The organism is Methylobacterium sp. WL116, from assembly GCF_008039455.1.
Classification (GTDB): Bacteria; Pseudomonadota; Alphaproteobacteria; order Rhizobiales; family Beijerinckiaceae; genus Methylobacterium.
Window position 1 is genome coordinate 1 of sequence record NZ_VRUV01000086.1, and the last position, 12903, is coordinate 12903.

The 12903-nt window shown below is 71.3% G+C and carries 12 protein-coding genes; 6 read left to right on the forward strand and 6 right to left on the reverse strand.

Annotated features, from left to right (window positions below):
- The first annotated feature begins 29 nt into the window (after nt 1–29).
- On the forward strand, nt 30–791 hold the full coding sequence (locus FV223_RS09365; protein ID WP_246689649.1) for a tetratricopeptide repeat protein: 762 nt from the start codon (nt 30–32) through the stop codon (nt 789–791).
- A 147-nt stretch (nt 792–938) separates the two neighbouring features.
- Here FV223_RS09365 and FV223_RS09370 read toward each other — a convergent pair whose 3' ends face one another.
- A complete protein-coding gene (locus FV223_RS09370; protein ID WP_147726655.1) occupies nt 939–1562 on the reverse strand; it encodes a glutathione S-transferase family protein in 624 nt (207 codons plus the stop codon).
- A 202-nt stretch (nt 1563–1764) separates the two neighbouring features.
- Between FV223_RS09370 and FV223_RS09375 the strand changes: the two genes are divergently transcribed.
- Nucleotides 1765–2937: a zinc-dependent alcohol dehydrogenase gene (locus FV223_RS09375; protein ID WP_147726657.1), complete on the forward strand. Its 1173-nt coding sequence runs from the start codon at nt 1765–1767 to the stop codon at nt 2935–2937.
- Between the two features lie 63 nt (nt 2938–3000).
- Here the strand turns inward: FV223_RS09375 and FV223_RS09380 are convergent, their stop codons facing one another.
- Entirely contained in the window at nt 3001–4026 is a 1026-nt protein-coding gene (locus FV223_RS09380; RefSeq protein ID WP_147726659.1) for a GNAT family N-acyltransferase, read from the reverse strand.
- 151 nt (nt 4027–4177) lie between these two features.
- Nucleotides 4178–4564 (reverse strand): DUF2780 domain-containing protein, encoded by a 387-nt coding sequence (locus tag FV223_RS09385; RefSeq protein ID WP_147726661.1) that lies wholly within the window; start codon nt 4562–4564, stop codon nt 4178–4180.
- A gap of 136 nt (nt 4565–4700) precedes the next feature.
- Between FV223_RS09385 and FV223_RS09390 the strand changes: the two genes are divergently transcribed.
- Entirely contained in the window at nt 4701–6245 is a 1545-nt protein-coding gene (locus FV223_RS09390; RefSeq protein WP_147726663.1) for a helicase HerA-like domain-containing protein, read from the forward strand.
- Nucleotides 6246–6277: 32 nt separating this feature from the next.
- Here FV223_RS09390 and FV223_RS09395 read toward each other — a convergent pair whose 3' ends face one another.
- Together FV223_RS09395 and xth are read right to left on the reverse strand one after the other, a co-directional pair.
- Nucleotides 6278–7789: a DUF2252 domain-containing protein gene (locus FV223_RS09395; protein ID WP_147726665.1), complete on the reverse strand. Its 1512-nt coding sequence runs from the start codon at nt 7787–7789 to the stop codon at nt 6278–6280.
- Nucleotides 7790–7927: 138 nt separating this feature from the next.
- Nucleotides 7928–8722 (reverse strand): exodeoxyribonuclease III, encoded by a 795-nt coding sequence (gene xth / locus FV223_RS09400; protein WP_147726667.1) that lies wholly within the window; start codon nt 8720–8722, stop codon nt 7928–7930.
- 101 nt (nt 8723–8823) lie between these two features.
- On the opposite strand from xth, the gene FV223_RS09405 reads away from it, so the two are divergent.
- The 3 genes from FV223_RS09405 to glpX all read left to right on the forward strand — a co-directional run bounded on the left by FV223_RS09405 (nt 8824) and on the right by glpX (nt 12139).
- Nucleotides 8824–9504 (forward strand): ceramidase domain-containing protein, encoded by a 681-nt coding sequence (locus tag FV223_RS09405; protein ID WP_147726668.1) that lies wholly within the window; start codon nt 8824–8826, stop codon nt 9502–9504.
- A 169-nt stretch (nt 9505–9673) separates the two neighbouring features.
- On the forward strand, nt 9674–10996 hold the full coding sequence (locus FV223_RS09410; RefSeq protein WP_147726670.1) for a homoserine dehydrogenase: 1323 nt from the start codon (nt 9674–9676) through the stop codon (nt 10994–10996).
- A 147-nt stretch (nt 10997–11143) separates the two neighbouring features.
- Nucleotides 11144–12139 carry a class II fructose-bisphosphatase gene (gene glpX, locus FV223_RS09415; RefSeq protein ID WP_147726672.1) on the forward strand — a complete coding sequence of 332 codons (996 nt, stop codon included), beginning with the start codon at nt 11144–11146 and terminating at the stop codon, nt 12137–12139.
- Nucleotides 12140–12198: 59 nt separating this feature from the next.
- Here the strand turns inward: glpX and FV223_RS09420 are convergent.
- The coding region (locus FV223_RS09420; RefSeq protein ID WP_147726674.1) for a L,D-transpeptidase at nt 12199–12903 on the reverse strand (705 nt) is incomplete at its 5' end.

Here is a 12903-nt window from a genome sequence, read left to right on the forward strand (position 1 = left end):
GTGAAGGCGCTCGCCGTCACCGCCGAGGTCTGCGCGTCGGGCCCGTCGTCGGTGCCGGAATCGGCGATCCGCGAAAAGAACTCGAACGCCTTCAGGTCGTCCTGCGGGCCGGCGTGCGCGAGTACAATGCCGGCGACAAGGAGGGCGCGGCTCGCGCGCTCGAATACGCCGCCGACCAGGGCCACGCGCTCGCCCTGTGGAAGCTCGGCCGGATGTATGCCGAGGGCGACGGCGTCCCGCACGACGACCTGAAGGCGTTCGAGTTCTTTTCGCGGATCGCCGATTCCGGCACCGACGACGGGCCCGACGCGCAGACCTCGGCGGTGACGGCGAGCGCCTTCACCGCGCTCGGCAGCTACTTCCTCGACGGGATCAAGGGCACCTACGTGCGCCCGAACCCCGAGCGGGCCTACGACATGTTCAACTACGCGGCGTCGTATTTCGGCGACCCGAACGCGCAGTACAACCTTGCCCGCCTCTACCTCGACGGCACCGGCGTCGAGGCCGACGCGCGTCAGGCCGCGCGCTGGTTCAACCTCGCCGCCGAGAAGGGCCACCACCCGGCCCAGGCGCTCTTGGGCGACATGCTGATGAACGGCATGGGCGGCGTGCCGGTGCAGCGCGCCCGCGGCCTGATGTGGCTCTCGCTGGCCCGCGAGGGCGTCGAGGGGCGCAAGGACGCGTGGATCGTCGCGCTCTACGAGAAGAACTGGGCGGCGGCCAGCGACGAGGACCGCGCCGAGGCGCAGGCCCAGGTGCAGACGGTGGGCTCGATCAAGCGCCGCCGCTGAACCCGGGCGGGCACGACGGCCCGGCCGGCGCGACGTCATATCCTGCGACGCGAATCGAACCCGGCACGGGTTCCTCCCTCCCCCGCCGAGGGGGGAGGGAGACGCGCTGAACCGAGTCCATCAGAAACGCGGTCTATCGGACGGCGCTCAGCCCTTGCGCGCGGCCATGGCCGTGACGAAGGACGGGCGCGCCAGGATGCCGTCGACGTAGGCCGCGAGCTTCGGCCAGCGGGCGGCGTCGATCTTCGCGTCCGCGAGGTGGAAGTTGTAGAAGCCGGTCGCGATCGCGATGTCGGCGATCGAGAAGGCGTCGCCGACCAGGAACGCGCCGTCGATCCGACCCTCGAGGTGGTCGAACAGCGGCGGCAGGTCGGTGTCGAGCGACTTGGCGACCGCGGCGTCGTCGCAGGGCTTGCCCATCATGTTGGGCTTCAGCACCCGCTCGCGGAACGCCACGACCAGCGGGCCGAACAGCTCCGTGTCGCCGAACTTGTCGTACCAGACCGCGCGGCCGAGCGCCTTCGCGTCGGCCGGCATCAGCGCCGGGTCCGGGTGCTTGCGCTCGAGGTACCACAGGATCGCGGAGGAATCGGCGAGCTTGAAGCCGTCGTCGTCGATCGCCGGGATCTTGCCGAGCGGGCTCGCCGCCTGGAACGCCGCATCGGGCGCGTGGAACATGCAGGGCACGTGCTCGTAGGGCACGCCCTTCTCAGCGAGCGCCACGAGGATCTTGCGGACGTAGGGCGAATAGCCGGTGCCGTAGACGATCATGCTGGTTCTGGACCCATCGGGTTTGCGGAGGGCGTCTCGTAGCACGGATCCCGTCGGCACGGCCGCGACCGGCCCCCCCGGATGCGGTCGGACCGCTGCGGCCATTCGACGGGCCATCGGAACTTGGCCGTACGATCGGGCACTTACCCGCACGAGCCCGCACCTCCGTGGGCCGCGATTCCGCCGTCACGAGAGGATTTCCATGAAAGCGCTGTGCTGGCACGGCAAGGGCGACATCCGCTGCGACACGGTCCCCGATCCGCGGATCGAGGATGCGCGCGACATCGTCATCAAGGTGACGTCCTGCGCCATCTGCGGCTCGGACCTCCACCTGATGGACGGCCAGATGCCGACCATGGAGGCGGGCGACGTGCTCGGCCACGAGTTCATGGGCGAGGTCGTCGAGGTCGGGCAGGGCTTCACCAAGTTCAGGAAGGGCGACCGCGTGGTCGTGCCGTTCAACATCAATTGCGGCGAATGCCGCCAGTGCCGGCTCGGGAACTACTCCGTCTGCCAGCGCTCGAACCGCAACGCCGCCATGGCCGCCGCCCAGTTCGGCTACACCACCGCCGGCCTGTTCGGCTACTCGCACCTCACCGGCGGCTACGGCGGCGGGCAGGCCGAGTACGTGCGCGTGCCGATGGCCGACGTCGCGCCGATGCTGGCGCCCGAGGGCGTCGACGACGAGTCGCTGCTGTTCCTCACCGACATCCTGCCGACCGGATGGCAGGGCGCCGAGCATTGCGAGATCAAGGGCGGCGAGGTCATCGCGGTCTGGGGCGCGGGCCCGGTCGGCCTGTTCGCGATCCAGTCCGCCAAGATCATGGGCGCCGAGCGCATCATCGCGATCGACACGGTGCCCGAGCGCCTGGCGCTCGCCCGCACCTACGGCGCGACCGACATCATCGACTACGCGAAGGAAGACGTGTTCGAGCGGATCAAGGAGATCAGCAAGGGCGAGGGCGCCGACGGCGTCATCGACTGCGTCGGCATGGAGGCCAGCGCCGGCCATGGCGTCGCCAGCCTCGTCAACAAGATCCAGGAGAAGCTGACCTCGACCGAGCGGCCCTACGCCCTGATGGAGGCGATCAAGGCGGTGCGCCCCTGCGGCATCGTCTCGGTGCCCGGCGTCTACGGCGGCCCGATCCCGGTCAACATGGGCATGATCGTCCAGAAGGGCCTGACCATGAAGAGCGGGCAGACCCACGTGAAGCGCTACCTGGAGACGCTGACCAAGCTGATCCAGGAGGGGAAGATCGACATGACGTCGATGATCACCCACCGCTCCACCAACCTCGCCGACGGGCCGGACCTCTACAAGACGTTCCGGGACAAGAAGGACGGTTGCGTGAAGGTCGTGTTCCACCCGAACTGACCGACGGGGCGATGCTGGCGCGGTCCGGAACGGACCGTCGCCGGCGTCGCTCGCCGCGGGGGCTCACGCCGCCCGCGCGTTCGCCGTCGGCGCGAAGTGGCCGAGGTAGCGCGTGCCGATCGCCGTCACCGGCAGCACGACGAAGACGTCGGTGGTGCCGAACTGGCGGTCGATCACCGCCCCGTCGCCGAAGGTGGCGCCGACGCGGAGATAGCCCTTGATCAGCGGCGGCAGCGCCTGCAGGGCGGCCTTCGGGTCAATCGCCTCGCGGTCGAGCCGGTCCATCGGCACGTAGCGCTCGGGAAGCGCCCGGGCCCGCCAGCCGTCGGGCGCACGGGCATGGTGGTGCAGGAAGCTCAGGGGCAGCGCGAGGCGGGCGGGATCGGTGCCGTCGAGGCTGGCGCAGCCGATCAGCGCGTCGATGCGGTGGTGCAGCACGTAGGCGTAGATGCCGGCCCAGAGCAGCTCGACCGTGCGCTTGGTGCGATAGGGCTTCAGCACGCAGGAGCGGCCGAGCTCGAGCAGGCGCTTGCCGGGATGAGCCGCGAGCAGCGGCGCGATGTCGAACTCGGAGGCCGAGTAGAAGCCGAAATGGCGCTCGGCAGCCTCGCCGCGGAGCAGGCGATAGGTGCCGACCACCTTGGGCCGCGCCTTGCGGAACGGCTTCGCGTCGGTCGCGGCGTGATCGATCACCAGGAGGTGGTCGCAGACCGCATCGTAGGCGTCGACGTCGCGCCGCGACAGCATCGCCATGCCGCTGGGGATCGCCGACATCTCCTCGTAGAACACCTGGTAGCGCAGCCGCTGCGCCCGGCGGATCTCGGACTTGCGGGTGGCGAGGCACACCTCGAGGCTGCCGATGCGGCCGAGGCTCGGGCCCAGCTCGGGGAGGGGCTTGCCCGCACCCTTGGCCTTGAAGCGGATCGGCGTGGCGCCGGGCGGGGTCAGGCTGCGGCCACCGAAGCCGGGCAGGGTGCCGTCGGCCGACTTGCGCTTCAGCTTCGCGATGGGGGACTCGACGCTGTCCCAGCCGTTGGCCCGGATCGCGTCCCAAGCGGCGGAGGCCCCACGCGTAAACTTCGCGACCATGGTCGACGCCCATTCCGGGTCGGGAGCGCGCCCCCGCGGGGCGGCCGGCTCCAGGCCCTGGAACCGGACACAATCACGAAGGCCGCACGCTTTTATGACAGGCCCGCGCCGGCGCCCGTGAGCGTCCCGCGAGCCCGAAGGCCGTCCGGTCTCAGACGAACTGGCTGAGGCCGGGGACGGAGCCGACGATCGGCCCCATCACGTCCTCGCCGGCCTTCTCGCGGCCGTAGGCGAACAGCTCCTGGCCGAGCGGCTGCATCTGGCCCATCGGCACGCCGGCCGCCATCAACTTCTGGCCGAGCGCCATCACGCCGCCGCCCATCATGCCGCCGAGCATGCCCATGAGGCCGCCGCCGCCCTCGTCGGCGTTCGAGGTCGCGACCAGGGATTCGGCGCCCGGCATCGCCGCCATCAGCTGGCTCACCTCCGTGGCGGGGCCCTCCTTCTGGAGGAACGCCAGGATGTGCCCGATCGCGGTCTGCGCCGTCGCGGCATCGAGCCCGGTGCGGTTGGTCACGCGGGCGATGAGTTCTTCCATGATCGGCAGCTCCCGAGGTGTTTCCTCGTCCTTCGGGCTTAGGGAAGCAGAAATCAAGCAAAACGGCCGCGCATCTGGCAAAGCCGGTCTTCGGCCGGCATAACCTTCACCGGTGGTGCGAAGGGGATTGGGCGTGATGGCGGGCGACGGCAGCATCCTCGTTGGAAAAAGCATCCCGAAGACCGGCGCGCCGAAGCCCGAGGTGCTGACGCTCAAGCTCGCCAACCGGCACGGGCTGGTGGCCGGCGCGACCGGCACCGGCAAGACCGTGACGCTGCAGGTGATGGCCGAGGGCTTCTCCAATGCCGGCGTCCCGGTCTTCGCGGCGGACGTGAAGGGCGACCTCTCGGGCCTGGCGGCGGCCGGGGAATCCAAGCCCGTCTTCGTCAAGCGCGCCGAGGAACTCGGCATCGCCTACGAGCCCGACCGCTTCCCGACCGTGTTCTGGGACCTGTTCGGCGAGCAGGGCCATCCGATCCGCTGCACCGTGACCGAGATGGGGCCGCTGCTGCTGGCGCGGCTGCTCGAGCTCAACGACACGCAGGAGGGCGTCCTCAACATCGCCTTCCGCGTCGCCGACGAGAACCAGTGGCCGGTGATCGACCTGAAGGACCTGCGCGCGCTGCTGGCCTTCTGCTCGGAGAACCTCAAGACGATCTCCGGCCAGTACGGCAACGTCTCGGCGGCGTCGGTCGGCGCGATCCAGCGCCAGCTCCTGATGCTCGAGAACCAGAACGCCGACCGGTTCTTCGGCGAGCCGGCCCTCAACCTCGAGGACTTCATGCGGACCGACCGCGACGGGCGCGGCGTCGTCAACATCCTGGCCGCCGACAAGCTGATGCAGCGGCCCCGGCTCTACGCCTCGTTCCTGCTGTGGATGCTCTCCGAGCTGTTCGAGCAGCTGCCCGAGGTGGGCGACCTGGACAAGCCGAAGCTGGTGTTCTTCTTCGACGAGGCGCACCTGCTGTTCAACGATGCGCCGAAGGCGCTGCTGGACGCGGTCGAGCAGGTGGTGCGGCTGATCCGCTCGAAGGGCGTCGGCGTCTACTTCGTGACGCAGAACCCCCTCGACGTGCCCGAGACGGTGCTGGGCCAGCTCGGCAACCGGGTCCAGCACGCGCTGCGCGCCTTCACTCCCCGCGACCAGCGTGCGGTGAAGGCCGCCGCGGAGACCTTTCGGCAGAATCCCGGCTTCGACGTCGCGGAGGCGATCACCCAGCTCGGCGTCGGCGAGGCCCTGGTCAGCTTCCTGGAGCCGAAGGGCACGCCCTCGGTGGTCGAGCGCGCCCTGATCGCGCCGCCCCAGGGGCGCGTCGGCCCGCTGACGCCGGCCGAGCGCGCCGACCTGATCGCCCGGAGCCCCCTGCGCGGCAAGTACGATGCGGCGATCGACAGCGAGAGCGCCTACGAGATGCTGGCCAAGCGCAAGAATCTCGACGCCGCCCCAGCGGAAGCGGCGCAGGCCTCGGAAGGCGGCCTCGGCGGGTTCCTCGGCGGCATCATGGGCAGCGTGTTCGGCACGCCCGCCGCCAAGGGTGGCGGCAAGGGGGGCCGCAAGGCGCCGCAGAGCCTTGCCGAGCAGGTCGTGTCGAACGCGGCGCGCTCCATGGCGCGAAGCGTCGGCACCCAAGTCGGCAACGCGATCCTGCGCAACGTGCTCGGCGGGCTGACGAAGCGGTAGCAGGGAGCGGGCGCGGCGCGGGCCGCGCCGGGTCACAGGCAGGGATCGGGTGCCGCCTCGAGCCGGCCCGCCTCGATCGCGGCAAGGAAGGCCTGGTAGTCCGCCGCGTTCCGGTCGCCGTAGGCGTGCGCCCAGTCGGCCAGCGCCTCGCGCAGGTCGGCGTGGCGGTCCTTGCCGCAATAGCCGGCGATGGCCGCCGCGTCGCCGGTGCGGGCATGCGCGCGGGCGAGCAGCGCGCCGTAGGCCCAGGAGAAGTACAGCAGCGGCTGCCCGGTCATGCAGGAGACCGGGATCTCGCCCTTCATGTTCTTCATCTGCCGCACGTAGAATGGGCGGTCGGTGATCGTGGTCCAGCCGAGCAGCGGGTCGCCGACGCCCTGGAGCAGGCGCTGGCCGTAGATCACCCGCTCGCCCTCGTGGCTGGCATAGGGCTCCGGCATGCCGGGCAGGTAGGGGGCGTGGGCCGGGCGCACCGCCTCCTTCACCTGCAGGAAGAGCACGTCCTGGTCCGAGTTGCCGCAGAGCAGCGCCACGTAGGCGCGGGTCCCGACGCTGCCGACCCCGACGACGCGGTGGGCGACGTCGACCACGTGGTAGCGGCTCAGCATGAACCGGCGCTCGCGCGGCAGCGTCTCGGCGTAGTGCTCGAGCCCGGTGATCACCGACTCGCGGGTGTCGTCGTCGACGCGCGTGAGGATCGGGGCGTCCTCGCGGAAGCGCCAGCCTCCGTCGACGCGGCGCTCGCCGACGCGGGCGAGCAGGCTCTGGTTGTTCTTCTTGCGCGCCTTCTCCACCGCCTTGCGCACGACGGCCTGGGACGCCTCGTCGATGCGGACGCCGGAGAAATCGAGCTCGTCGGCGCGGGTGGCCTGCTGCCAGACGTCGAGGGACCCCTGCGGCGCGAGGTCCAGCATCGTGTGCTGGTAGCCGCCGACGGCGGCCATCACCGCCTGCCGGCGCTGGTCGGCGGGCACCCCGTCCTCGCGGGTCGCGACCTCGATGCTGGCGACGAGGCGCTTCAGGTCCCACTCCCAGGGGCCGATCGTGACCTCGTCGAAATCGTTGAGATCGAGCACGACGTCGCCCTGCGGCGTCCCGAACAGGCCGAAATTCGAGATGTGCGCGTCGCCGTTCATCACCACCATGATCTCGCTGCGCGGGCTGTGCGCGAGATCCCAGGCCATGACGTGGGCCGCCCCGCGCAGGAAGGCGAAGGGCGAGCTCGCCATGCGGGCGACGCGCAGCGGCACCAGCTCGGGCTGCCGGCCCTCGTGAGCGCCCGCGATCAGGTCGACCGGATCGGGCCGGTCGGCGGGCAGGTCGAGGGCGGCGTGAGCTGCATGGTCCACCACCTCGCGCAGGCGCTTGCCGGCGGCGCGGCGCTTGTCCCAGGGCTCGCCGCCGGCGCGGAGATCGATGTGCGGGTAGTCGGCCAGCGGCTCCAGGACGCCGGCTTCGGCGGCCTCGTCCGCGGCCGCGTGGTCCTGGCCGGTCTCGGCGCCGGCGGACGCGTCCTCGCCGTGGATGGGGTTCGGTCGTTCCATGGCTGCCTGCGACTCCGATCGACCGGGGACAACCTTGACCGCATAAGTTCGTTGCGGCGGCGGGGATTATGTCGCCATCGAATCCGTGGGGCGTAGCGCGGAAGGGTTACGATATCGGACGCCGGGCCGATCCGGCCTTCACGTCAGCTCCACCGTCACGGGCACGTGGTCCGATGGTTTCTCCAATCCGCGCAGGTGCTTCTGCACCGAGGCCGCAACCAGGCGGTCGGCGGCCTGGGGCGAGAGCAGCAGGTGGTCGATGCGGATGCCGAAGTTCCGCGACCAGGCGGCAGCCTGGTAGTCCCAGAAGCTGTAGAGGCCGGGGCGCGGGTCGCAGGCGCGGACCGCGTCGGTCAGCCCCTCGGCGAGGAGCGACCGGAACGCCGCGCGCGTCGTGGGCAGGTAGAGCGCGTCGTCGGCCCAGGCCGCGGGCTCGGCCGCATCCTCCGGCTCGGGAATGACGTTGTAGTCGCCGGCCAGCACCAGGGCGGTCTCCTCGCGCATCCGCGCGCGGGCATGCAGGCGCAGGCGCTCGAGGAAGGCGAGCTTGTAGGGGTATTTCGGGCTCGCCACCGGGTTGCCGTTCGGCAGGTAGATCGAGGCCACCCGAACCGGCGCGACGCCGTCCCCGGCGACCAGCGCCTCGACGTAGCGGGACTGCTCGTCCTCGGCGTCGCCCGGAAGCGCGCGCAGAACGGTCTCCGGATCGTAGGTCAGCGGCGCGCGCACCAGCAGCGCGACCCCGTTATAGGCCTTCTGGCCCACGGCCTCGACGGCGTAGCCCGCAGCCTCGATCTCGGCGCGCGGAAACGCCTCCTCCTGGCACTTCAGCTCCTGCAGGCAGACCACGTCCGGCTTGGCCTCGTCGAGGAAGGCGAGCAGGTGCCCGACCCGCTGCTTGATCGAATTGACGTTCCACGTGGTGATGCGCATCGCTGGCGTCCTGGAGAGCGGAGCCCGTCATCGGGCCTTCGCACCGCCCTGACAAGCGGAAGGCCGGACGCATCGTCGTCCGTCCCGCAACGAGGTCGCCGGTGGACTGGTTCGAGCCGATCGCCGGCTATTGCGAGCGCGGGAGCCCGGCGTTCTGGGCCGAGCCGGTCAACGCCGTCTCCAACGCCGCCTTCCTCGTCGCCGGCACCGTCGCGTTCCGGCGTGCCCGCACGGTGGACGATCGGCCCGCCGCCGCTCTCGCGCTCCTGACGGCAATCGTCGGCGTCGGATCCTTCCTGTTCCACACCCTCGCCGTGCGCTGGGCGATGCTCGCCGACGTGGTGCCGATCGCCGTGTTCATCCACGCCTACTTCTTCCTGGCGATGGTGCGGTTCCTGCGATTCGGGCTCGAGGCGGCGGCGGCGGCGACCCTGGCGTTCGCGGGCTTCGGCTTCGGGCTCGTCCCCGCCCTCGATGCCGCCGCCGGGCGCTCGGTCGAGGCCCTCACCGACGGCTCTGTCGACTACCTGCCGGCCGTGCTGGCGCTCCTCGGCGTCGCGGTCGGGCTGCGATGGCTCGGCGACCCGTCGTCGACCGCCCGGCGGCTCGCCGCGCTGGCGCTCCTGTTCGGCGTCTCACTCGCCCTGCGCACGATGGACCGCAGCGTCTGCGCGCGCGTGCCCGTCGGCACCCACGCCCTCTGGCACCTGCTGAATGCCGGCATCCTCTTCGGCCTGGTCGTCGCCGCCGTGCGGCATCGGGCGGCGTCGCGCCGCCGGTGACGGGGGGCGCCCGGAGACGACCGCGCGACCGGCCGATTTCTTGCGCCTCCCGGCAAATCGAGGCAGAAGGACGCCGCCGCAGCCGATGGGGCGCGCGGCGTACCCCGCGCCCGTCCGCGCTGGCCGACAGGCCGCCGACGGCGCAGGGCAGAAGGCTACGAAAACCAGCATGTCCCAGAGCTTCCGCCTCGGTGTCGCCGGTCTCGGCACGGTCGGTGCCGCCGTCGTCCGCATGATCGCGCGCCGCTCGGCGGCGCTCGCCGCCGCCACCGGCCGCGACATCCGCGTCGTCGCGGTCTCCTCCCGCGACCGGACGCGCGACCGCGGGTTCGACGTCGCCGGGCTGCACTGGTTCGACGACCCGGTGGAGATGGCGCGCTCGGCCGAGGTCGACTGCGTGGTCGAGCTGATCGGCGGTTCGGAAGGGCCGGCCAAGGCGGTCGTCGAGGCGGCGCTCGCCGCCGGCAAGCCGGTCGTCACCGCGAACAAGGCGCTGCTCGCCCTGCACGGCGCGGCGCTGGCGACGTCCGCCGAGACCGCGGGCGTGGCCCTAGCCTACGAGGCGGCGGTCGCCGGCGGCATCCCGGTGATCAAGGCGCTGCGCGAGGGGCTGGCCGGCAACGCGGTGAGCCGCGTCTACGGGATCATGAACGGCACCTGCAACTACATCCTCACCCGGATGGAGCGCGAGGGCCTGACCTTCGAGGCCTGCCTCAAGGACGCGCAGGCGCTGGGCTACGCCGAGGCCGACCCGACCTTCGACGTCGAGGGCTTCGACACCGCCCACAAGCTCGCGATCCTGACGAGCCTCGCCTTCGGCACCGCGATCGACGCCGAGGGCGTCTCGGTCGAGGGCATCTCCGGCGTGAAGCCGCTGGACCTGCTGATGGCCGAGGAGCTCGGCTACCGGATCAAGCTGCTCGGCGTCGCGCAGGCGACGGAGGCCGGGATCGAGCAGCGCGTGCACCCGACCATGGTGCCGAAATCCTCCAGCATCGCCCAGGTGATGGGCGTGACGAACGCGGTGACGATCGACGCGGACGCCGTCGGCGAGCTGACCCTGATCGGCCCGGGCGCCGGCGGCGAGGCCACGGCGTCGGCGGTCGTCGCCGACATCGCCGACCTCGCCGCCGGCCTGACCCGCCCGACCTTCGGCTGCCCGACCGCGCAGCTGCGCCCCGCCGAGCGGGTCGAGATGCAGCGCCACGAGGGCGGCTATTACATCCGCCTCACGGTCCACAACCGGCCCGGCGTCGCGGCGGGCGTGGCCACCCGCATGGCCGAGCGCGAGATCTCATTGGAGAGCATCCTGCAGCGCCGCACCGGGGAGACGGCGGAGAGCGATCCGCACGGGCGCTCCGGGCAGCCGGTGCCGCTGGTGCTGATCACCTACGCCGCGACGGAGGGCAACATCCGCGCGGCGCTCGACGCCATCGCCGCCGACGGGCTGCTGGCTGAGGCGCCGCAGCTCATCCGAATCGAGCGGGAATAAGCCTCCTCGGCGCTCGAAGGATAAGCACTATCGTTCCTCTTCGCTGGAAATTCGGAAACCTGAGTTATTTTCGTGCATCCTGCCTGCGCTAAGCTGTAGGAGCAGGGCACCGAAAACGTTCGGGCCGCGGGAAGGGCTTGGGAAACGATGGACGAGGCGCTCATGCAGGGCTCGCGGAGCGTCGTCGCGCGCACGCTCACCCTCGAACTCGCGCGCGTGACCGAACGCGCGGCCATCGCCGCGGCGGCCCTGCGCGGGCAGGGCAACGAGAAGGCCGCCGACCAGGCCGCCGTCGACGCGATGCGGGCCGAGCTCAACGCGCTGCCGATCGACGGCACCGTGGTGATCGGCGAGGGCGAGCGCGACCAGGCGCCGATGCTGTTCATCGGCGAGCGCCTCGGCAGCGGCGGCGGGCCGCGCGTCGACCTCGCGGTCGATCCGCTGGAGGGTACGACCCTGTGCGCCAAGGACATGCCGGGCGCCATCGCGATCATGGCGATGGCCGAGCGCGGCTCGCTCCTCGCCGCCCCCGACGTCTACATGCAGAAGATCGCGATCGGCCCGGGCTATCCGCCGGGGATCGTCGACCTCGACGCCAGCCCCGCCGACAACATCGCTGCGCTCGCCCGCGCCAAGAGCGTGCCGGCATCGCAGATCGTGGCGATCGTCCTCGACCGGCCGCGCCACGCCGACCTCGTCGCCGCGATCCGCGCGGCGGGCGCCGGGGTCCGCCTGATCTCGGACGGCGACATCGCCGGCATCATCTTCACCAACTCGCCCCACGAGACCGGCGTCGACATCTATCTCGGGACCGGCGCGGCGCCCGAGGGCGTGATCGCGGCCGGCGCGCTGCGCTGCATCGGCGGCCAGATGCAGGGCCGGCTGATCCTCGACACGCCCGAGAAGCGCCGGCGGGCGCAGGACATGGGCATCGGCGACCCGAACCGGAAATACGAGCTCACCGACCTCGCCCGGGGCGACGTCATCGTGGCGGCGACCGGCGTCACCGACGGCGCGCTGCTGCGCGGCGTGCGCTTCAGGCCCGGCGTGATCGAGACCGAGACCGTGGTCTATCGCTCGGCCACGGGCACGGTGCGGCGCATCCTCGGCGAGCACCGCCGCACGGAGCGCAACGTCGACTGAGCATGCGCGAACGCCGTCCGCGGAGGCTTCCCCTGCGGACGGCGCGGTCGTTTACCCGATCAGTTCAGGACGACGACCTTGGTGCCGACGTTGACGCGGCTGAACAGGTCGATCGCATCCTGATTGATCATGCGGATGCAGCCCGACGAGACGCTCTTGCCGATCGAGTTCGGATCGAGGGTGCCGTGGATGCGGAACAGCGTGTCCTTGTTGCCCTGCCACAGGTACATGGCCCGGGCGCCGAGCGGGTTGCGGTTGCCGCCGGGGACGCCGACGCCGCTCGGCAGCGTGTCGACCTCGCGGGCGAGGTGCGGCGTCCGGGCGATCATCTCCTTGGGCGGGTACCAGTCGGGCCAGGCCTGCTTCAGGTTCACCGTGGCGGTGCCCGACCACGAGAAGCCCTGCTTGCCCACGCCGACGCCGTAGCGCCGCGCCCGGCCGTCGGCCTGGACGAGGGTGAGCTGGTGCGCCCGCGGGTCGACGATGATCGTGCCGGGCTCGTAGGGCCCGGTATAGGCGATCTCCTGGCGCAGGAACGCCGGGTTGGTCTTCTTCCAGTTGAACGCCGCCACCGGGAACGCATCGTCGGCGATCGCGGCATAGGCCTTGTCGTAGCTGATCGGGCCGTTGTCGATCGGCCGGTTGATCGCGGCGGCCATGGCCGGGGAGAGCTGGTTGGCGCCGGGCTTCGGCCCGACGGTGAGCGGCGCGGCGGGCGCGTCGGCCGGGCTCTCGGCCAGCGTCTCGGGCGGGCGCTCGGCGAG